Origin of the sequence: Kitasatospora saccharophila (assembly GCF_039529925.1) — a bacterium.
GTDB classification, from domain to species: domain Bacteria; phylum Actinomycetota; class Actinomycetes; order Streptomycetales; family Streptomycetaceae; genus Kitasatospora; species Kitasatospora saccharophila.
In genome coordinates this window covers 6,070-24,235 of the sequence record NZ_BAAANS010000069.1, presented here as the reverse complement: position 1 = coordinate 24,235, position 18,166 = coordinate 6,070, and the positions used below count along the sequence as shown (strand labels likewise).

Here is an 18,166-nt window from a genome sequence, read left to right as displayed (position 1 = left end):
GCGGCCGAGCGCGAACCGGGCCCGCACGGAGCTTCCGTGCGGGCCCGGCCCGCGTGGCGGCGGGGGCCGGCCTACCGCGCCGGCGCGTTCGCCGCGGCCCGGGCGCGGATCCGCTGGGTGAGGAAGAGGGCCGCCCGGTCCAGCGCCTCGTCCGCCTCGTCCAGGAGGCCCGCGAACGCCTGGAACACGTGCGGCACGTCGGCGGTGACGTCCAGGATGACGTCCACCCCGGCCGCCCGCGCGCGTTCGGCGAGGCGGGTGGAGTCGTCCAGCAGGATCTCGTTGGTGCCGACCTGGATCAGCAGCGGGGGGAAGCCGGTCAGGTCGGCCAGCACGGCCGGGCTGAGCAGCGGGTGGCGGGGGTCGGCCCCGGCGAGGTACATGGCCCCGGTGTGTTCGACGGCCGCGCGGGTGAAGATCGGGTCGACGCCCTCCTTGCTGTCCATGCTCGGGCCCGTGCGGGTGGCGTCGAGGCCCGGGGAGAACGCCACGACGGCGGCGGGCAGCGGGAGTCCCGCGTCCCGGGCGGCGAGGCAGGTGGTGACGGCGAGGCCGCCGCCGGCGGAGTCGCCGGCGAACGCGACGGCCGCGGGGTCGGTGCCGCGGTCGAGGAGTTCGCGGTAGGCGCGCAGGGTGTCCTCGATCGCGGCCGGGTACGGGTGCTCGGGGGCCAGCCGGTAGTCCGGCGAGTACGCCTCGAAGCCGGTCCCGGCCACCAGGTGTCCGGTCAGGCAGAGCGCGGTCTCGGGGGAGCCGAACACGAAGCCGCCGCCGTGGAAGTACAGGATCGTCCCGGCGCGGCGGGGCCCGCCGTCCGGCTCGACGCGCAGGGCGGGCCGGCCGCCGAGCGCGGTCCGGGTGGTGCGGACGGTGTCGGGCACGGCCATCCGGGCCATCAGCGCCTCGAATCCGGCCCGCAGTTCGGCGACCGTCCGGGGGCCCGCGGGCCGGGGCTGCCGCATCATCGCGTCGATCCGGGCGCGCTGTTCCTTGCTCATGGGTGCACTCCTGCCACGATTGGATGCCGCTACACTATATGCCGTGGCATCTAAATCGAGCAGTGGGACGGCCGACCCCTCCGGCTTCTTCGCGGACCTGGTCCGGTGCGAGACGCGTCTGTACAACGCCCTCAACGACCGCCTCCGCGAGCGGCACGGGATCGTCACCTCGCAGTTCGAGTTCCTGCGCTACCTGCGCGACCACCCCGGCTGCCGGGTGGCGGACCTCGCCGCCGAGTTCGCCGTCGGCGTCGGGGCGACCAGCAAGGGGATCGACCGCCTGGAGCGGGAGGGGTGGGCCGCCCGGCAGCCCAACCCCTCCGACCGCCGCTCCTCCCTGCTGGCCCTGACCGACGACGGCTCGCGGCTCGTCGACGCGGCGGAGGAGACGTTCACCCGCGAACTCGCCGCACTGCTCGGCGAGTCGCTCGACGGCGCGGCGGGCCCGGCCGTCCTCGGGTTCCTCGCGGAGCTGCGCTCCGCGCTCGAACGCGACCGGATCGGCACGCCCACCGGCTGAGTCCCGTCAGGACGGGCGGCGGCACGCCAGGACGGGCCGAGACTCGTCAGGACGGGCGGCGGCGCGCGGCGCTCAGCGTTCGCCCGCCAGCACGGCCAGTTCGCGCAGCCGGGTGAAGTAGTCGGCGGCCTCCGGGTCGTCGGCGAGTTCGGGCAGGATCCGGTGGACGGTCGCTATGCCGGTGCGCAGGGCCGCTCTGCGACGCTGGTCCAGCGGCCCGGTCAGGGCGGCGGACACGCAGCCGGCGAGGTGGCTGTCGAGCAGCACCAGGTCCTCACCGGCGGGGGCACGCCGGTAGCAGCTCTGCGGGAAGGGCAGGTCCAGGAAACCCTGCCAGAGGGTGGCCAGCTGGTCGTCGTGCGTGTCGCTCATGCGGACGATGATGCCCGAGCGCACGGCCGCCCCGTCACCCGCCCCGCCCCTGCTCCACCCGGCCCCCACTCCCGCCCGGCCGGGCGGTCGCTCAGGCGCTCAGCGGGTACCGGTCGCCGAGCTCGCCGAATATCGCGCCGTTGAGGACGAAGGCGCGCTTGCACTCCTCGGCGACCCGGCGGCGCTCGACCTCGTCCATCAGCTCGCCCGCGGCGTCCAGCTTGGCCCGGTAGTCGCGCTTGAACGCGGCGGGGTTGTCGATCTCCTCGAAGACGTAGAACCGGACGCCGTCGCCCTTGCGCTCGAAGCCCCAGGTGCGCTCGGCGACGCCGCGGATGATCTGACCGCCCGACAGGTCGCCGAGGTAGCGGGTGTAGTGGTGGGCCAGGTAGCCGGCCGGCCAGGTCTCGGCGAGCTCCCCGATCCGGGCGGCGATCGCCTCGGTGGCGGGCAGCGGGGCGAGGGTGTCGCGCCAGTCGGGGCCGGCCAGGTGGTCGAGGTCGCGCTCGATCGCGGCGGTGCGCAGCAGGGCGCGGTCGACCAGCGGGCCGGCGACGGGATCCGCGGCGAGGGTGTCCAGGTGGGCCTCCAGCGCGCGGTAGACGTACCAGAGCTGGCCGGTGAGGTCGGTGTACGCCTGGACGCCGAGCTTCCCGCCGAGCAGGTCACTCATGAAGGAGGAGTGCTCCGCCGCCTCGTGCTCCTCGGCGCTGGCGGTGCGGAGCAGGGTGGAGAAGGCGGCGGGCCGCTGGTCGGGGCTGGACATCGGGAAGGGCCTCCAAAGATCGAATCCCCCTGATTATTTAGGTGAGGCTCACCTAAGTCAAGCCGTTGCCGACGCCTTGTCGGGAAGATTCCACGAGCCGTTAAATCCCCCGCCCCACCGGCTCCGACGTGCTTGGATGCTCGCCATGGACCGATCGACGCAGCACCCGGGCCGCTCCTTCGACGAACTGGTCGACGAGGCCGCCGCCGCCCCCGTCGACGGCTGGGACTTCTCCTGGCTGGCCGGCCGGGCCACCGAGCAGCGCCCCTCCTGGGGCTACCAGCGACTGCTGGGCGAGCGGCTCGCGGCGGCCGGCGCGGCACTGGACGTGCAGACCGGCGGCGGCGAGGTGCTGGCGGGCGCGGGGGCGGCGAACTTCCCGCGCACCCTGGTGGCGACCGAGGGCTGGGCGCCGAACGCCGCCCGGGCGACGCGGCTGCTGCACCCGCTGGGCGCCGTGCTGGTGGCCGTCCCGGAGGACGCGCCGCTGCCGTTCGCGGACGGCGCGTTCGACCTGGTGACCAGCCGTCACCCGGCGCGGGTCGACTTCCCGGAGATCGCCCGGGTGCTGGCCCCCGGCGGCACGTACTTCGCGCAGCACGTGGGCGGGCGCACCAACGTCGAGCTGAGCGCGTTCTTCCTCGGGCCGTTCCCGGTGCCCACCGACCGCGAGCACGAGGTGGAGGCCGCGCGGGCCCGGGCGGCGGGCCTGGAGGTGGTGGGCTGCCGCAACGAGCGGCTGCGGCTGGAGTTCTCCGACGTCGGCGCGGTGGTCTGGTTCCTGCGCAAGGTGGTCTGGACGGTGCCCGGCTTCTCGGTCGGGCAGTACCGCGAGCGGCTGCGCGAACTGCACGAACTGATCGGCCGCGCGGGCCCGTTCACCTCCACCATGTCCCGCACCCTGTTCGAGGCCCGCAAGCCCGCCGCCCGCTGAGCACCCCCCGCCCCCGGCCCCCGGCCCCCGGCCGCCCGCGCACCCGGCGCAACCCGTCACCCGCACCGGTGACCGGACGGGACGGGACCCCCCGGACCGGCTATGCATCCCGCCCGGGGACGGCCCGGGAACGGCCCGGGACGACGAGCGACGGGAGGCGGTCGCGGTGGCGGCACAGGAGAGGGCGGACGGGCGCACCGAGTCGGACCGCAAGGGCGGGCCGGGGCACACCGTGCTGCTGGCGCTGCTCGCGGCGGTGCCGCTGGTGAAGGTCGCCTGGACGGTCGGCGGCGGCGCGCACACCCGCGAGGTGGTCAGCACCATGGGCGTGCCGAACCTCGGCGAGGTGCTGGTCGGCATGGTGACGACCCGTCCGCTGCTGGGTTCGCTGGTGGCGGTGGTCACCTCCCGGGTGGTGTTCGCGCTGTTCGCGGCGCGCGGCGCCGTCCCGCGCGGGCACTCGGCGGGCGCGCTGGCCCGGACGGTGGCGCTGACGCTGGTGAACCCGCTGGCGATGGGCGTGCTGTGCTGGGTGTTCTACGGGTTCCGGTGGGGGCTGGCGGTGGCGCTGGTCGCGCTGGCGCTGCGCAACGGACTGGTCCAGGAGTACCGGGCGGGCCGCCGCCCCCACCCGCACGGGCGCCCGGACGCGGCCGCGCTCGCCCCCTGGCGGCTGCGGCTGGTGGCGGCCGAGCAGTGGGCGGCGCTGCTGCTGACCGTCGTGCTGCTGCCGCTGACGGCGTTCGCCGCCGCGCTGGACGGGCTGGCCTGGGACACCGTGCTGCGCTGCGAGGTGGCGGCGGGGGCGCACACCGGGCAGTCCCGGCTGATCGAACTGCGCCGCGAGGGCAACGGCGTGGTCGGCTGGGACCTGCACGCCCGGGAGGTCGTCAACGGGTCGGCGTGCGTCAAGGAGGAGTCGCTGCGGGTCCGCCCGGCCTGGTGGAACTCCTGAGCCCGCACGCCGCCCCGGAGGCTAGCCCGCCGTGGTGCCGAGGCGGTAGACCGTGGTGGAGCGGTACTCCTCCCCCGGGCGCAGGACGGTGGAGGGGTAGTCGGGGCGGTTCGGGGAGTCGGGGAAGTGCTGGGTCTCCAGGGCGATGCCCGCGTGCGCGCGGTAGGGGCGGCCGGAGCGGCCGGTGACCGAGCCGTCGAAGAGGTTGCCGGTGTAGACCTGGAGGCCGGGTTCGGTGGTGCGGCACTCCAGGCGGCGGCCGCTGGCCGGGTCGGTGAGGACGGCGGCGGTGCGCAGGCCGGTGCCGTCCAGGACCCAGGTGTGGTCGTAGCCGGCGCCGGCCGGGCCGAGTTGCGGGTGGTGCAGGGCGAAGCGGTCGGCGAGCGGGTGGGGGTCGCGGAGGTCGAAGGGGGTGGCGTCGACGGGTGCGACCGGGCCGAGCGGGATCAGGTCGTCGTCGACGGGGAGGTAGCCGGAGGCGTCGACCCGCAGCCGGTGGTCGAGGACGGTGCCGTTGCCCTCGCCGGCGAGGTTGAAGTAGGCGTGGTTGGTGAGGTTGACGACGGTGGGCGCGTCGGTGGTGGCCCGGTACTCGATGGTCAGTTCGCCGTGGGCGTCGAGCAGGTAGCCGACTTCGGCGGTGAGCGCGCCGGGGAAGCCCTGGTCGCCGTCGGGGCTGTGCAGGCGCAGGCGGACGCCGACCCGGTGTTCCTCCCGGACGGCTTCGCCCTCCCACAGGCGGGTGGCGTAGCCGTCGGGGCCGCCGTGCAGGGTGTGGCCGGTGGGCTGGGTGGCGAGGTGGTGGACGGTGCCGTCGAGGGGCAGCCGGCCGCGGGCGACGCGGTTGGCGTAGCGGCCGACGGTGGCGCCGAAGTAGGCGGCGTCGCCGAGCAGGTCCGCGACGTGGGCGCCGCCGAGGACGACGTTGGCGCGGTGGCCGTCCCGGTCGGGGGCGTGGAGGGCTTCGAGGCGGGCGCCGAGGCTGAGCACCTCCGCCGTGACGCCGCCGGGGGCGCCGAACGTCCAGCGGGTGATCCACCGGCCGTCGGGGAGGGTGGCGGTCTCGGTCTGGGTGATCCTGAGTCGGGCGGGTGCTCCGGGCGGCACGGGAGGCTCCGTTCGGCGGGGGCGGGCGGAGGGACGGGGAAGGACAGGGCGGGAGGGGGAAGGGGAGGACGGACGGGGAAGGGGGACGACGCCCGCGTGCGGGCGTCGTCCCTCCTGGGTGCCGGGTGGCTCAGAGCCGCTGGGAGAGGCGGTGGTATGCCTGGTTCCAGCGCAGTTCGCGGGTGAAGCCGCGCATCGTGGTGTCGGCGTCGATGACGACGAGTTCGGTGGCGAGCATCTCGGCGAGGTCGTCGAGGTGCTCGGTGTCCAGGGCGCTGGTGAGCACGGTGTGGTGGGGTGCTCCGGCGGTGAGCCACGCCTCGGTGGAGGTGCGCAGGTTCGGCTTGGGCTGCCAGACGGCGCGGGCGACGGGCAGGTTGGGCAGCGGTTCGGCGGGGTCGACGACGTCGATCTCGTTGGCGACCAGCCGGAAGCGCTCGCCGAGGTCGGCGAGGCCGACGACGACGGCGGGGCCGGGGGCGGCGTCGAAGACCAGCCGGACGGGGTCCTCGCGGCCGCCGATGCCGAGCGGGTGGATCTCGCAGGACGGGGTGGCGGCGGCGATGGTCGGGCAGACCTCCAGCATGTGCGCGCCGAGGATCAACTCCCGTCCGGGCTCCAGGTGGTAGGTGTAGTCCTCCATGAAGGAGGTGCCGCCGTCCAGGCCGGTGGCGGCGGTCTTGAGGGTGCGCAGCAGGACGGAGGTCTTCCAGTCGCCCTCGCCGCCGAAGCCGTAGCCGTCGGCCATCAGGCGCTGCACGGCCAGGCCGGGGAGCTGGCGCAGGCCGCCGAGGTCCTCGAAGTTGGTGGTGAAGGCGCCGAAGCCGCCGGCGGTGAGGAAGCCGCGCAGGCCGAGTTCGATCCGGGCGGCGTAGCGCAGCGATTCGTGCCGTTCGCCGCCGGCCCGCAGTTCGGGGGCGAGGCGGTAGGTCTCCTCGTACTCCTTGACCAGGGCGGTGACGTCGGCGTCGGCGGTGGCGTCGACGGCGGCGACCAGGTCGTTGACGCCGTAGGTGTTGACGGAGACGCCGAAGCGCAGTTGGGCCTCGACCTTGTCGCCCTCGGTGACGGCGACGTCGCGCATGTTGTCGCCGAAGCGGGCCAGCTTGAGGGTGCCGAGGTCGGCGCGGCTGGCGGCGGCGCGGGACCAGGTGGCGATCCGGCGGGCCACGGCGGGGTCGCTGACGTGGCCGGCGACGGTCTTGCGGGCGACGCCGAGGCGGGACTGGATGTAGCCGAACTCGCGGTCGCCGTGGGCGGCCTGGTTCAGGTTCATGAAGTCCATGTCGATGGTGGCCCAGGGCAGGTCGCGGTTGGCCTGGGTGTGCAGGTGCAGCAGCGGCTTGCGCAGCGCGTCGAGGCCGGCGATCCACATCTTGGCGGGCGAGAAGGTGTGCATCCAGGCGATCAGGCCGACGCAGGCGTCGTCGGCGTTGGCCTCCAGGCAGACCCGGCGGATCGCGTCGGCGTCGGTGAGGACGGGCTTCCAGATCAGGCGGACGGGCAGGCCGGTGCGGGCGAGCTGGTTGATGACCTGCTGGGACTGCTCGGCGACCTGCTGCAGCGTCTCGGGGCCGTAGAGGCCCTGGCTCCCGGTGAGGAACCAGATCTCGCGTCCGGTGAAAACCTCGGTCACTGGTGGTACTCCTTCACTGGGCCGCGGGGCGCTGGCCGTAGACGTTCTGGTAGCGGAAGTTGAGGCGGTCGATGTCGGCCTGCGCGATCGGCAGCGGCTCGCCGAGCTGGCGGGAGACGTGCACGGTGCGGGCGACGTCCTCGCACATCACGGCGGCCTTGACGGCGGCGCGGGCGTCCTTGCCGATGGTGAAGACGCCGTGGCTCTTCATCAGGACGGCGGGCGAGCGGTGGCCGTCGAGGGTCTCGACGATGCCGCGGCCGATCGAGTCGTCGCCGATCAGCGCGAACGGGCCGATCGGGATCTCGGCGCCGAACTCGTCGGCCATCGCGGTCAGCACGCACGGCACCGGCTCGCCGCGGGCGGCCCAGGCGCTGGCGTAGGTGGAGTGGGTGTGCACCACGCCGCCGACGTCGGGGCGGTGGCGGTAGACGTAGGCGTGCGCGGCGGTGTCGGACGAGGGCGCGTGCTCGCCCTCGACGACGTTGCCGTGCAGGTCGCACAGGATCATGTTCTCGGGCGTCAGTTCGTCGTAGGAGACGCCGCTGGGCTTGATGACCAGCAGGTCCTCGCCGGGGACGCGGGCGGAGACGTTGCCGGCGGTCCAGACGACCAGGCCGTAGCGGACCAGTTCCTGGTGCAGGTCGGCGACTTGGCGGCGCAGCAGGTCGATGGTGTCGCTCATGGGGTGTCAGTCCTCGGTGTCGTGGCTGAGGGCGGTGTTGCGGATGGCGCGCAGGCGGTGCAGCAGCAGGTCGTCTCCGGTGCCGAAGTGCTCGTGCAGCAGCCGGTACTCGGCGTAGAGGGCGTCGTAGGCGTCGGCGCGGGCCTCGTCGGGCAGGTGGGCGTGGCGCTCGACGCGGCCCATCGCGGCGGCGGCGGCCCGCACGTCCGGGTACGCCCCCGCGGCCACCGCCGCGTGGATCGCCGAGCCCAGCGCCGGGCCCTGTTCGGAGACGGCGAGCGAGACCGGGCGGCGCAGCACGTCGGCGTAGATCTGCATCAGCAGGGCGTTCTTCTTCAGGCCGCCGGTGACGACGAACTCGGTGACGGGGACGCCACCGTTCTCCAGGGCCTCGACGATGGTGCGGGTGCCGTAGGCGGTGGCCTCCAGCAGGGCGCGGTAGACGTCCTCGGGGGTGGTGGCGAGGGTGAGTCCGGCGATGACGCCGGAGAGGTGGTGGTCGACCAGGGTGGAGCGGTTGCCGTTCATCCAGTCGAGCGCCACCAGGCCGTGGGCGCCGACGCGTTGGGCGGCGGCCTTGCGGGTGAGCAGTTGGTGGGCGTCCTCGCCGTTGGCCTCGGCCTCGGCGAGGTAGTCGGCGGGCAGGCCCTGGCGCAGCCACCAGGCGAAGATGTCGCCGACCGCGGACTGTCCGGCCTCGTAGCCCCAGGCGCCCTCGGCGATGCCGCCGTCGACGACGCCGCAGATCCCGGGGACGTCGGCGAGGGCGGGGCCGTTGACGACGTGGCAGGTGGAGGTGCCCATGATCGCCAGCAGCTTGCCGTTGTCGACGGCCTGCGCGGCGGGGGCGGCGACGTGCGCGTCGACGTTCCCGGCGGCGACCGCGATGCCCTCCGGCAGGCCGGTCCAGGCGGCGGCTTCGGCGGTCAGCGAGCCGACCCGGGAGCCGAGCGGGGCCAGGCCGGCGGGGTGCTCCAGCTTGGTGCGGGCGAAGTCCGCGAAGCCGGGGTGCAGGGCGGCCAGGTACTCCTCGGACGGGTAGCCGCCGTCCTGGAAGACCCCCTTGTACCCGGCGGTGCAGGTGTTGCGGGACTCGGCGCCGGTCAGCTGCCAGACGATCCAGTCGGCGGCCTCGATCCAGCGCTCGCACGCCGCGTAGACCTCGGCGTCCTCCTCCAGCACCTGCAGCGCCTTGGCGTACTGCCACTCGGCGGAGATCTTCCCGCCGTAGCGGTGGATCCACTTCTCGCCGCGGGCGTGCGCCAGCGCGTTGATCCGGTCGGCCTGGCCCTGGGCGGCGTGGTGCTTCCACAGCTTGGGCCAGGCGTGCGGGCGTCCGGCCCACTCGGGCAGCTCGGCCAGCGGGGTGCCGTCGGCCAGGGCCGGCAGCACGGTGCAGGCGGTGAAGTCGGTGGCGATGCCGATCACGGCGGCCGGGTCGACGCCGGAGGCCGCCAGTGCGGCGGGTACCGCGGCGCGCAGCACCTCGCGCCAGTCCTCGGGGTGCTGGAGCGCCCAGTCGGGGGGCAGTCGGCGGCCGGTGCCGGGCAGGCGGTCCTCGATCACGGCGTGCGGGTAGGCGTGCACGGCGCTGCCGAGCTCCTCGCCGTCCCGTACCCGGACCACCACCGCGCGCCCCGACAGGGTGCCGAAATCGATACCGACGACGTAGCTCTCCGGCTCGTTCGCCCGGTCGTGGTGGGGAGTCAAGCTCACTGTCTCTTCCTTGGCGTGGGGTGGGGGCGTGGCGGGTGGACTCGGCGGCCGCCGGCGGGTTCCGCGCCGTTGCGGGCCGGCGGCCGGGGTCCCGTCGTCGCCTGTTGGGAGGGCTCGGACGGGATCCGCGCGGGCCGCCCGGCAGGGAAGCGGGGGGCCTGGCGGCCCGGCGGGGTCGGGGGGTGGGCGTGCTGCCCGTGGGCCCCGCGGCGCGGGGGCGGGGCCCGGTGGTCAGCGCCGGCGGGCGGTGATCAGGCGCTGCAGGACGATGAAGACGAACAGCAGGGCGCCGATGACGATCCGGGTCCACCAGGAGCTGAGGGTGCCCTGGAAGCTGATCACGGTCTGGATCAGGCCGAGCACCAGCACGCCGAGCAGGGTGCCCAGCAGGTAGCCGGAGCCGCCGGTGAGCAGGGTGCCGCCGATGACGACGGCGGCGATCGCGTCGAGTTCCAGGCCCACCGCGTGCAGGCCGTAGCCGGAGAGCATGTAGAAGGTGAGCAGGACGCCGCCGAGCGCGGAGCAGAAGCCGCTGATCGCGTAGACGCCGGTCTTGGTGCGCTGCACGGGCAGGCCCATCAGCAGCGCGGACTGCTCGCTGCCGCCGAGCGCGTACACGTTGCGGCCGAACCGGGTGTAGTGCAGGACGACGAATCCGGCGGCGACCAGCAGCAGGGCGATCAGCGCGCTGGGCGAGACGAACAGGTCGCCGAGCGGGATCCGGGTCTGCGCCATCGCGGTGTACTGCGGGTCGGTGATGGAGATCGACTCGACGCTGATGGTGTAGCACAGGCCGCGGGCCAGGAACATGCCGGCCAGGGTGACGATGAACGGCTGGATCTCGAAGACGTGGATGATCCAGCCCATCAGCCAGCCGCCGGCGGTGCCCATCAGCAGGACCAGCGGGATCACCAGCAGCGGCGGCCAGCCGTGCTGTTCGACCAGCCAGGCGGAGACCATGGTGGACAGCGCCACCACCGCGCCGACCGACAGGTCGATGCCGCCGGTGAGCACGACGAAGGTCATGCCGACCGCGACGACCAGCAGGAAGGCGTTGTCGATCAGCAGGTTGAGCACGACCTGGCCGGAGAAGAAGCCCTCGTACTGGACCGAGCCGACGCTGAACATCGACACCAGCAGGACCGCGGTGACCAGCAGCGGGATCTGTCCGCGCAGGCGGGTCAGCAGGGCGTGGGCGTTCATGCGCCGACCTCCCGGTTGGTGGGGGCCGCGGGGTGCGGCCGGGTGGTGCGCCGGGTGCGGGCGGCGCGGGCGGCGAGCTTGGCGCGGAAGGCGGGCGACTGGATCAGGCAGACCGCGATCACCACGAACGCCTTGAAGACCAGGGTGGTCTCGGGCGGGATGCCGATGGTGTAGACGGTGGTGGAGAGGGTCTGGATGATGAGCGCGCCCAGGACGGTGCCGCCGATGGAGAACCGTCCGCCGTTGAGGGACGTCCCGCCGAGCACGACCGCGAGGATGGCGTCGAGTTCGATCCACAGTCCGGCGTTGTTGCCGTCGGCCGCCGAGACGTTGGAGGAGACCATCAGGCCCGCCAGCGCCGCGCACAGCGCGCTGAACACGTAGACCAGGGCGACCAGGCGCATCGCCCGGATGCCGACCAGCCGGCTGGCGACCGGGTTGCCGCCGACGGACTCCAGCAGCAGGCCGAGCGCGGTGGAGCGGGTCAGCAGCACGGTCGCCAGCACCACCAGGGCGCTGAGCAGGATCGCGAACGGCATGGTGAGCCAGTAGCCGCCGCCGATCATCTTGTACGGGTCGCTGGTGACGGTGATGATCTGGCCGTCGGTGATCAGCTGGGCCACGCCGCGGCCGGCGACCATCAGGATCAGGGTGGCGATGATCGGCTGGACGCCGACCCTGGCCACCAGCAGGCCGTTGACGACGCCGAGCACCAGTGCGGTGCCCAGGGCGATGCCGACGGCGGTCAGCACGGTGGCGAGGCTGCCCGGGTCGGTGGACTCGCTGATGTGCAGGCAGGCCAGGGCGCCGGAGATGGCGACGGTGGAGCCGACCGAGAGGTCGATGCCGCCGGTGGCGATCACCAGGGTCATGCCGAGGGAGACCAGGATCAGCGGGGCGCCGAAGTGCAGGATGTCGATCAGGGAGCCGTACAGGTGGCCGCCCTGGAGGCGGACGGCGAAGAAGTCGGGGGTGAAGGCGAGGTTGGCGACCAGGAGCACGGCCAGCACCGCGGCCGGCCAGAACAGCCGGGACCGGGTCACCGCCTTCACCGTGCTCGCCGTCGTTGCCGTACTCATGCGCCCACCTCGCTGCGCTCGGCGCAGGCATTCGCCCACACGCGCTTGTCCATGATTCGCTCGCTCCGCTCGCTCATTGGTGCGCTCCGCTCGCGATGGTGGCCATGACGCGCTCCGGGGTGAGCTCGCCGTCGTTGTCGAGCTGGGCGACCATCCGGTGGTCGCGCAGCACGCCGACCCGGTGGCTGAGCCGCAGCACCTCCTCCAGTTCGGCGGAGATGAACAGCACCGCCATGCCGTCCTCGGCGAGGTTCGCCACCAGCTTCTGGATCTCGGCCTTGGCGCCGATGTCGATGCCGCGGGTGGGCTCGTCGAGGATCAGCAGCTTCGGGTCGGTGATCAGCCAGCGGGCGAGCAGCACCTTCTGCTGGTTGCCGCCGCTGAGGTTGCGCACCAGCGCCTCGGGGTTGCCGGGACGGATGTCCAGGGCGCGGATCCACTTCAGCGCGTAGGCGTCCTGGGCGGTGCGGGAGAGCGGGCGGGTCCAGCCGCGGGCGGCCTGCAGGGCCAGCACGATGTTCTCGCGGACGGTCAGTTCGCCGACCAGGCCCTCGGTCTTGCGGTTCTCCGAGCAGAACGCGATGCCGCGGGCGATGGCGTCCCGGGGGCTGCGCAGCGTGGTGACGGCGCCCTCGATCCGCAGCGTGCCGCCGTCGCTCTGGTCGGCGCCGAACAGCAGCCGGGCGGCCTCGGTGCGTCCGGAGCCGAGCAGTCCGGCCAGGCCGATCACCTCGCCGGGGCGGATGTCGAGGTCGTACGGTTCGACGGCGCCGCGCCGGGTCAGCCGGTCGGCCTGCAGGAACGCCTTGCCGGTGCGGGCGGTGCGTTCGCGCCGCTTGCCGCCGCCGAGCTGGTCGAGGCCGGCGAGTTCGGCGCCGATCATCCGGGAGACCAGGGCGACCTGGTCGAGCTCGCTGGTGAGGTACTCGCCCTCCAGGCGGCCGTTGCGCAGCACGGTCATCCGGTCGCAGATCTCGTAGACCTGGTCGAGGAAGTGCGAGACGAACAGGATCGCCACGCCCTGGTCGCGCAGCCGCCGCATGACGGTGAAGAGCTGGCGGACCTCGTCGCGGTCCAGGCTGGAGGTCGGTTCGTCCAGGATCAGGACCTTGGCGGAGACGTCGACCGCGCGGACGATCGCCACCAGCTGCTGGACGGCGATGGAGTAGCTGTTCAGCGGGGCGCTGACGTCGATGTCGAGGTCGATCCCGCGGACGAGTTCGGTGGCCCGGCGGCGCATCGCCGCCCAGTCGATCAGGCCGAACCGGCGGGGTTCGCGTCCGATGAAGACGTTCTCCGCGACCGACAGGTTCGGGCAGAGGTTGACCTCCTGGTAGACCGTGCTGATGCCGGCCTGCTGGGCCTGCAGCGGTCCGGCGATCCGCACCGGTTCGCCGGCCAGTTCGACCTCGCCGCCGTCCGACTGGTAGACGCCGGTGAGCACCTTGATCAGGGTGGACTTCCCGGCGCCGTTCTCCCCCATCAGGGCGTGCACCTCGCCGGGGTAGAGCCGGAAGTCGACCCCGTCCAGCGCCACCACCCCGGGGAACTCCTTGCGGATCCCCCGGACTTCCAGGACCGGTTGCTGCCGCACCCCGGTTCTCCTCTCGTGTCTTCCGGGCGGGGGGCCGCCGCGCGGCGGCCCCCTCCGGACGGGGTGGGTCAGTACTGGCGGTTGGGCAGGGCCGCGGTGGCCTGCTCGGGGGTGAAGGTGCTCTCCTCGGTCTTGATCCGGCGCTCGACGGTCTCGCCGGCCTTGACCTTCTTGGCCAGTTCCATCAGCTGGTCGCCGAGCAGCGGGTTGCACTCGACGTCGTAGTTGATCTTGCCCTGGCTCATCGCGGTGAAGGCGTCCTTGACGCCGTCCACGGAGACGATCTTGATGTCGGTGCCGGGCTTCTTGCCGGCCTCCTCGATCGCCTGGATCGCACCGAGCGCCATGTCGTCGTTGTGCGCGTACAGCACGTCGATCTTCGGCTGGGACTTCAGGAAGGCCTGCATGACCTCCTTGCCCTTGGCGCGGGTGAAGTCGCCGGTCTGCGAGGCCACCACCTTGAACTTCGGCTCGCCCTTGATGGCGTCCGCGAAGCCGGACTTGCGGTCGTTGGCGGGCGCGGAGCCGGTGGTGCCCTCCAGCTGGACGATGTTCACCTCGCCGCTGGTGGCCGCGTACTCCTTGACCAGCCAGTCGCCGGCCTTCTTGCCCTCCTCGACGAAGTCGGAGCCGAGGAAGGAGACGTACAGCGACTCGTCCTTGGAGTCGACCGCGCGGTCGGTCAGGATGACCGGGATGTGCGCCGCCTTGGCCTCCTTGAGGACGGTGTCCCAGCCCGACTCGACCACCGGCGAGAAGGCGATCACGTCGACCTTCTGCTGGATGAACGAGCGGATCGCCTTGATCTGGTTCTCCTGCTTCTGCTGCGCGTCGGAGAACTTGAGGGTGACACCGGCCTTCTTCGCCGCGTCCTGGATCGACTTGGTGTTGGCGGTGCGCCAGCCGCTCTCGGCACCGACCTGGGAGAAGCCGATGGTGAGCTTGTGGCCGGAACCCTTGTCGGCGGAGCCCGAACCGCCACCGGAACCACAGGCGGTGAGGACGGCGACCATCGCGCCGGCGACCAGGGCCGCCGCAGCTCTCTTGGACATGGGGGAAGTTCCTCTCGGGATCGTCGATCGCACGGACGGCGGGGCCGCCCGGCGCTCACGGGGGGGTGCAGGGACGTACGGGGACGTACGGGGCGTGCGGGGACGTACGGAGGGCGAGACGACCGGACCGGGGCGCGGCAGGGGAAGGCGCTCCGTCTCGTCCGGGTGAACGCGGTGTGGCGGCGCCGTTTCGCTTGAGGGAGATTGTTAGCGCTCACATTCGAAGCCGACAACCCAAGTCACCGCCCGTTACCCAATCTTGACCACCCCTCGCACCACGTCGGAGCGACCGCGCGCCCCTTTCCGCAGGTCGGGGCGCCGCACGCTCCGACGGCCGGATTTCCACCGTGTTGTGAGCGCTAACAGAAACACCGGGTACGATTCCGGGGCACCGGCGCGTGACGTCAGCACCGCTCCCCCCGCACCGCACGGGGCGGACCGGCCGCGCCCGGCCCGCCTTCGCGGTCGGTGAGGAGTGGAACGTTGGGGACCGAAACGGCCGGCCCGGAGGCCCGGCAGCCCGTGATGGCGGACGTCGCGAAACTGGCCGGGGTCTCCCACCAGACGGTGTCACGCGTCCTCAACGGCGCCCCGCACGTCCGCCCCGGAACCCGGGACCGGGTGCTCGCCGCCATCCGCGAACTCGACTACCGGCCCAACTCGGCGGCCCGCGCCCTGGTCACCCGCCGCTCGCAGACCCTCGGCGTGGTCAGCTTCGAATCCACCCTGTACGGGCCCGCCTCGATGCTGGACGGCATCGAGCGCGCGGCCCGCAGCGCCGGGTACTTCGTCAGCGTCGCCAGCCTGCGCGCCCTGGACAGCCGCTCCGTCCAGGAGGCCGTGGACCGGCTGCGCGACCAGGGCGTCGAGGGGGTCGTGGTGGTCGCGCCGCAGACCTCGGCGGTCAGCGCCGTCGCCAAGCTCTCCAGCTCGGTGCCGGTGGTGGCGGTCGGCTCCGGCGCCCGCTCCAGCATCCCGACCGTCACCGTCGACAACCGCTCCGGCGCGGAGGCCGCCACCCGGCAGCTGCTCGACCTCGGCCACCGCACCGTCCACCACCTGGCGGGCCCGCCCGGCTGGCTGGAGAGCCAGGACCGCCAGGAGGGCTGGCGCCTGGCCCTGGCCGCCGCCGGCGCCCGGGTGCCGGCCGTGGTGGTCGGCGACTGGAGCGCCCGCTCCGGCTACGAGGCGGGGCAGCGGATCTCCCGGCTGGACGACGTCACCGCCGTCTTCTGCGCCAACGACCACATGGCCCTCGGGCTGCTGCGCGCCCTGCACGAGACCGGCCGCCCGGTGCCCGGCGACCTCAGCGTGGTCGGCTTCGACGACATCCCCGAGGCCGCCTACTTCATCCCGCCGCTCACCACCGTCCGGCAGGACTTCGGCGAACTCGGCCGCCGCGCCCTGGAACTGCTGGTGGCCGAACTCGGCGGCACCGGGCACCCGGTCACCCGGGTGCAGATCGCCCCCGAGCTGGTCCTGCGCCGCAGCACCGGTCCGGCCCGCCGCGGCTGACCGGCGGGGAGCCGCGGCGGGCCGACCCGGGGCCGCCGCGCCCCCGGACGGGCTCCGGGCGCCGGGGTGCGAGCAGGTCAGTCAGCGCTCACGTTCCTCCGGCGCCCGCGCCGGCCCGCGGGCACGCCGACGGCCGGGCCCGGTTCTCCGGGCCCGGCCGTCGGCGCTGCGGGGCGGGCTCAGCGCACGCCGCTCAGCCGGGAGGGCTTCCAGTCGACGAAGGCGGCGCCGTCCAGGTGGAGCGCGGTGGCGCGCTCCTGGAGGGACTCGGGAGTGGCGGCGTTGCTCCAGGAGCCGGTGACCAGGCGCTGCTCCAGGGCGTGCAGGCCGGCCACGATCTCGGCGGTGGTGAAGTTGCAGTGCCCCTGCCGGGCGACGAACGCCTGCCGCAGCAGGCTGTTGTCGCCCGCGGCCCGGATCCGCGCCGCGTAGGCGTTCTCCTGCTCGACCGGCACGAGCTGGTCGGAGGTGGTGTGGAGGGAGAGCATCGGGACGTCGAGCGAGGTGACGGTGGAGCTGGCGGTCAGGTTCGCCCGGGCGGCGGCGGAGCCGGTGATGTCGGCGTGCGCGGTGAGCGCGGCGGTGTCCGCCTTCGGGTCGAGGCCCGCCGCGGCGTACAGGGCGCGGACCTCGTCGGCGTGCCAGGACTTGTCGAGCAGGGCGGTGTAGTCCACGCCCTTGGTGGAGGAGGGGTTGCCGCCGGCGGACTGCTCGACGGCGTAGCGACCGGGGACGATGAAGTACAGCAGGCCCTGCTGGAGCCACTGGTACTGCTGGTACTCCTGGTCGGCGTAGTCGGTGGGGGCGGGCGGGGTCTGGCCCGGGGCCCAGGCCGACTGGTTGAGGTAGGCGGCGGCGAGGGAGATCCTGGCCCGTCCGGCGGGGGTCCGCTGGGCGGCGTCGACGGCGGTGGAGAGCCGGTTGGCCAGCGCGGAGGCGGCGTCCGGGTCGGACAGGTCGACCAGGTTCGGCAGGTCGGCGCGGTCGAAGAACCAGGCCAGGGCGTACTCGGCGTCGAGCTGGTAGTCCTCCAGGTCGACGCCGCCGGCGACGAGCCCGCACAGGTTCAGCGCGCCGTCGATGCGCCCGGCGCCGTCGCGGGCGATCTGGGCGTTGACCAGGCCGCCCATCGAGAGCCCGACGGAGACGACGTGGGCGGGCCGGCCGGCGGTGTCGCCGAACGCGGTGACGGTGGCGAACTGGTCCCGCTCGGCGGAGCGCAGGGCCCAGGCCGACCCGTTCGGGTCGTAGGAGGAGCCGGCCAGGGCGTAGCCCTCGGCGAGCAGCCGGTCCTTGACGGCGTCGGAGGGGGCGTTGGCGGCGGTGAGCGCGCCGAAGCCGTGGCTGAACAGCAGCAGGACGCCGTTCCACCGGGCGGGCTTGTCGGCGATCCAGGTCGCGCCGTCCGCCAGGGTGCCGCTGTAGTGGGTGGAGGCGGTGGCGGTGGCGGCGGCGGCCGGGGTGGTGGCGGCGAGCGGGGCGGTGAGGGCGAGCGCGGTGGCGGCGCACAGGGCGGCCAGCGCCCGGCGGGGCGATCGGGTCATCAGGGGCTCCAACACGGTGGGTGGGTCGGCGGCGCGGGCGCGCCGCGGGGACGGGGCCGTTCTCTTACCGCGCGTCAAGGGGGGTCCCCGGCTGCCACCCCTTGGAGGGCGGCAGCCGGGCGGCGGAGCGCGCCGACGGCCTCGCGGCTCGCCGTCGGCGCGCTGGTCGTTGCTACCGGGACTGCTTCCCGGCCGCCGGAGCCGGTGGTCGGTGGTCACCGGCCGCCGGAGCTGGTTCTCGGCCACCGGAGCTGGTGGTCGGTGGTCACCGGCCGCCGGAGGCTGGTGACGGTCAACTGTCGGGCCTGCTCCCCGACCGCCGAGCTCTCCCGACTACCCGGGGCTGCTCCCCGACCGGTGGTCGGCCGCCGGAGGCTGGTGACCGTCAACTGCCGGGCCTGCTCCCCGACCGCCGAGCTCTCCCGACTACCCGGGGCTGCTCCCCGACCGGTGGTCGGCCGCCGGAGGCTGGTGACCGTCAACTGCCGGG

The 18,166-nt window shown here is 73.6% G+C and carries 16 protein-coding genes; 4 read left to right on the top strand and 12 right to left on the bottom strand.

The features are described 5' to 3' along the window. Window positions 1–71 precede the first annotated feature (71 nt). Window positions 72–998 carry an alpha/beta hydrolase gene (locus ABD345_RS33950; protein WP_344557897.1) on the bottom strand — a complete coding sequence of 309 codons (927 nt, stop codon included), beginning with the start codon at window positions 996–998 and terminating at the stop codon, window positions 72–74. A gap of 43 nt (window positions 999–1,041) precedes the next feature. On the opposite strand from ABD345_RS33950, the gene ABD345_RS33945 reads away from it, so the two are divergent. Beyond that, window positions 1,042–1,518, top strand: coding sequence for a MarR family winged helix-turn-helix transcriptional regulator (locus ABD345_RS33945; RefSeq protein WP_344557896.1), 477 nt, complete (start codon window positions 1,042–1,044; stop codon window positions 1,516–1,518). 72 nt (window positions 1,519–1,590) lie between these two features. On the opposite strand, the gene ABD345_RS33940 is transcribed toward ABD345_RS33945, so the two are convergent. Then, the gene (locus ABD345_RS33940; RefSeq protein ID WP_344557895.1) at window positions 1,591–1,890 is read right to left on the bottom strand and encodes a hypothetical protein; all 300 of its coding nucleotides are present in this window, start codon (window positions 1,888–1,890) and stop codon (window positions 1,591–1,593) included. A 91-nt stretch (window positions 1,891–1,981) separates the two neighbouring features. After that, window positions 1,982–2,656, bottom strand: coding sequence for a biliverdin-producing heme oxygenase (locus tag ABD345_RS33935; protein ID WP_344557894.1), 675 nt, complete (start codon window positions 2,654–2,656; stop codon window positions 1,982–1,984). A 136-nt stretch (window positions 2,657–2,792) separates the two neighbouring features. On the opposite strand from ABD345_RS33935, the gene ABD345_RS33930 reads away from it, so the two are divergent. After that, a complete protein-coding gene (locus tag ABD345_RS33930) occupies window positions 2,793–3,590 on the top strand; it encodes a methyltransferase domain-containing protein (RefSeq protein ID WP_380276063.1) in 798 nt (265 codons plus the stop codon). Window positions 3,591–3,756: 166 nt separating this feature from the next. Beyond that, window positions 3,757–4,545: a hypothetical protein gene (locus ABD345_RS33925; RefSeq protein ID WP_344557892.1), complete on the top strand. Its 789-nt coding sequence runs from the start codon at window positions 3,757–3,759 to the stop codon at window positions 4,543–4,545. Between the two features lie 21 nt (window positions 4,546–4,566). Here the strand turns inward: ABD345_RS33925 and ABD345_RS33920 are convergent, their stop codons facing one another. From ABD345_RS33920 to ABD345_RS33885, 8 genes are all read right to left on the bottom strand, one after another. Continuing rightward, entirely contained in the window at window positions 4,567–5,652 is a 1,086-nt protein-coding gene (locus ABD345_RS33920; RefSeq protein ID WP_344557891.1) for an aldose epimerase family protein, read from the bottom strand. 130 nt (window positions 5,653–5,782) lie between these two features. Next, complete coding sequence (gene araA / locus ABD345_RS33915; RefSeq protein WP_344557890.1) at window positions 5,783–7,288, bottom strand: L-arabinose isomerase; 1,506 nt, start codon at window positions 7,286–7,288, stop codon at window positions 5,783–5,785. Between the two features lie 13 nt (window positions 7,289–7,301). Beyond that, window positions 7,302–7,973, bottom strand: coding sequence for an L-ribulose-5-phosphate 4-epimerase (locus ABD345_RS33910; protein WP_344557889.1), 672 nt, complete (start codon window positions 7,971–7,973; stop codon window positions 7,302–7,304). A gap of 6 nt (window positions 7,974–7,979) precedes the next feature. Further along, window positions 7,980–9,683 carry a ribulokinase gene (locus tag ABD345_RS33905; RefSeq protein ID WP_344557922.1) on the bottom strand — a complete coding sequence of 568 codons (1,704 nt, stop codon included), beginning with the start codon at window positions 9,681–9,683 and terminating at the stop codon, window positions 7,980–7,982. 237 nt (window positions 9,684–9,920) lie between these two features. Then, on the bottom strand, window positions 9,921–10,892 hold the full coding sequence (gene yjfF, locus ABD345_RS33900) for a galactofuranose ABC transporter, permease protein YjfF (RefSeq protein WP_344557887.1): 972 nt from the start codon (window positions 10,890–10,892) through the stop codon (window positions 9,921–9,923). Next, window positions 10,889–11,971, bottom strand: a complete 1,083-nt coding sequence (locus ABD345_RS33895) for an ABC transporter permease (RefSeq protein WP_344557886.1) — start codon at window positions 11,969–11,971, stop codon at window positions 10,889–10,891. The genes yjfF and ABD345_RS33895 overlap by 4 nt, the downstream gene beginning before the upstream one ends. A 73-nt stretch (window positions 11,972–12,044) precedes the next feature. Next, window positions 12,045–13,565 carry a sugar ABC transporter ATP-binding protein gene (locus ABD345_RS33890; RefSeq protein WP_344557885.1) on the bottom strand — a complete coding sequence of 507 codons (1,521 nt, stop codon included), beginning with the start codon at window positions 13,563–13,565 and terminating at the stop codon, window positions 12,045–12,047. A 68-nt stretch (window positions 13,566–13,633) separates the two neighbouring features. Continuing rightward, window positions 13,634–14,617: an ABC transporter substrate-binding protein gene (locus ABD345_RS33885; RefSeq protein ID WP_344557884.1), complete on the bottom strand. Its 984-nt coding sequence runs from the start codon at window positions 14,615–14,617 to the stop codon at window positions 13,634–13,636. A gap of 483 nt (window positions 14,618–15,100) precedes the next feature. On the opposite strand from ABD345_RS33885, the gene ABD345_RS33880 reads away from it, so the two are divergent. Continuing rightward, window positions 15,101–16,132, top strand: coding sequence for a LacI family DNA-binding transcriptional regulator (locus ABD345_RS33880; protein WP_344557883.1), 1,032 nt, complete (start codon window positions 15,101–15,103; stop codon window positions 16,130–16,132). 179 nt (window positions 16,133–16,311) lie between these two features. Here the strand turns inward: ABD345_RS33880 and ABD345_RS33875 are convergent, their stop codons facing one another. Further along, on the bottom strand, window positions 16,312–17,676 hold the full coding sequence (locus tag ABD345_RS33875) for an alpha/beta fold hydrolase (RefSeq protein WP_344557882.1): 1,365 nt from the start codon (window positions 17,674–17,676) through the stop codon (window positions 16,312–16,314). Window positions 17,677–18,166 lie beyond the last annotated feature (490 nt).

Coding starts and splice junctions, on each gene's coding strand:
- ABD345_RS33940 (WP_344557895.1), bottom strand. CDS start 1,890: ATGAGCGACACGCACGACGACCAGCTGGCCACCCTCTGGCAGGGTTTC.
- ABD345_RS33950 (WP_344557897.1), bottom strand. CDS start 998: ATGAGCAAGGAACAGCGCGCCCGGATCGACGCGATGATGCGGCAGCCC.
- ABD345_RS33885 (WP_344557884.1), bottom strand. CDS start 14,617: ATGTCCAAGAGAGCTGCGGCGGCCCTGGTCGCCGGCGCGATGGTCGCC.
- ABD345_RS33930 (WP_380276063.1), top strand. CDS start 2,793: ATGCTCGCCATGGACCGATCGACGCAGCACCCGGGCCGCTCCTTCGAC.
- yjfF (WP_344557887.1), bottom strand. CDS start 10,892: ATGAACGCCCACGCCCTGCTGACCCGCCTGCGCGGACAGATCCCGCTG.
- ABD345_RS33875 (WP_344557882.1), bottom strand. CDS start 17,676: ATGACCCGATCGCCCCGCCGGGCGCTGGCCGCCCTGTGCGCCGCCACC.
- ABD345_RS33935 (WP_344557894.1), bottom strand. CDS start 2,656: ATGTCCAGCCCCGACCAGCGGCCCGCCGCCTTCTCCACCCTGCTCCGC.
- ABD345_RS33895 (WP_344557886.1), bottom strand. CDS start 11,971: ATGAGTACGGCAACGACGGCGAGCACGGTGAAGGCGGTGACCCGGTCC.
- ABD345_RS33910 (WP_344557889.1), bottom strand. CDS start 7,973: ATGAGCGACACCATCGACCTGCTGCGCCGCCAAGTCGCCGACCTGCAC.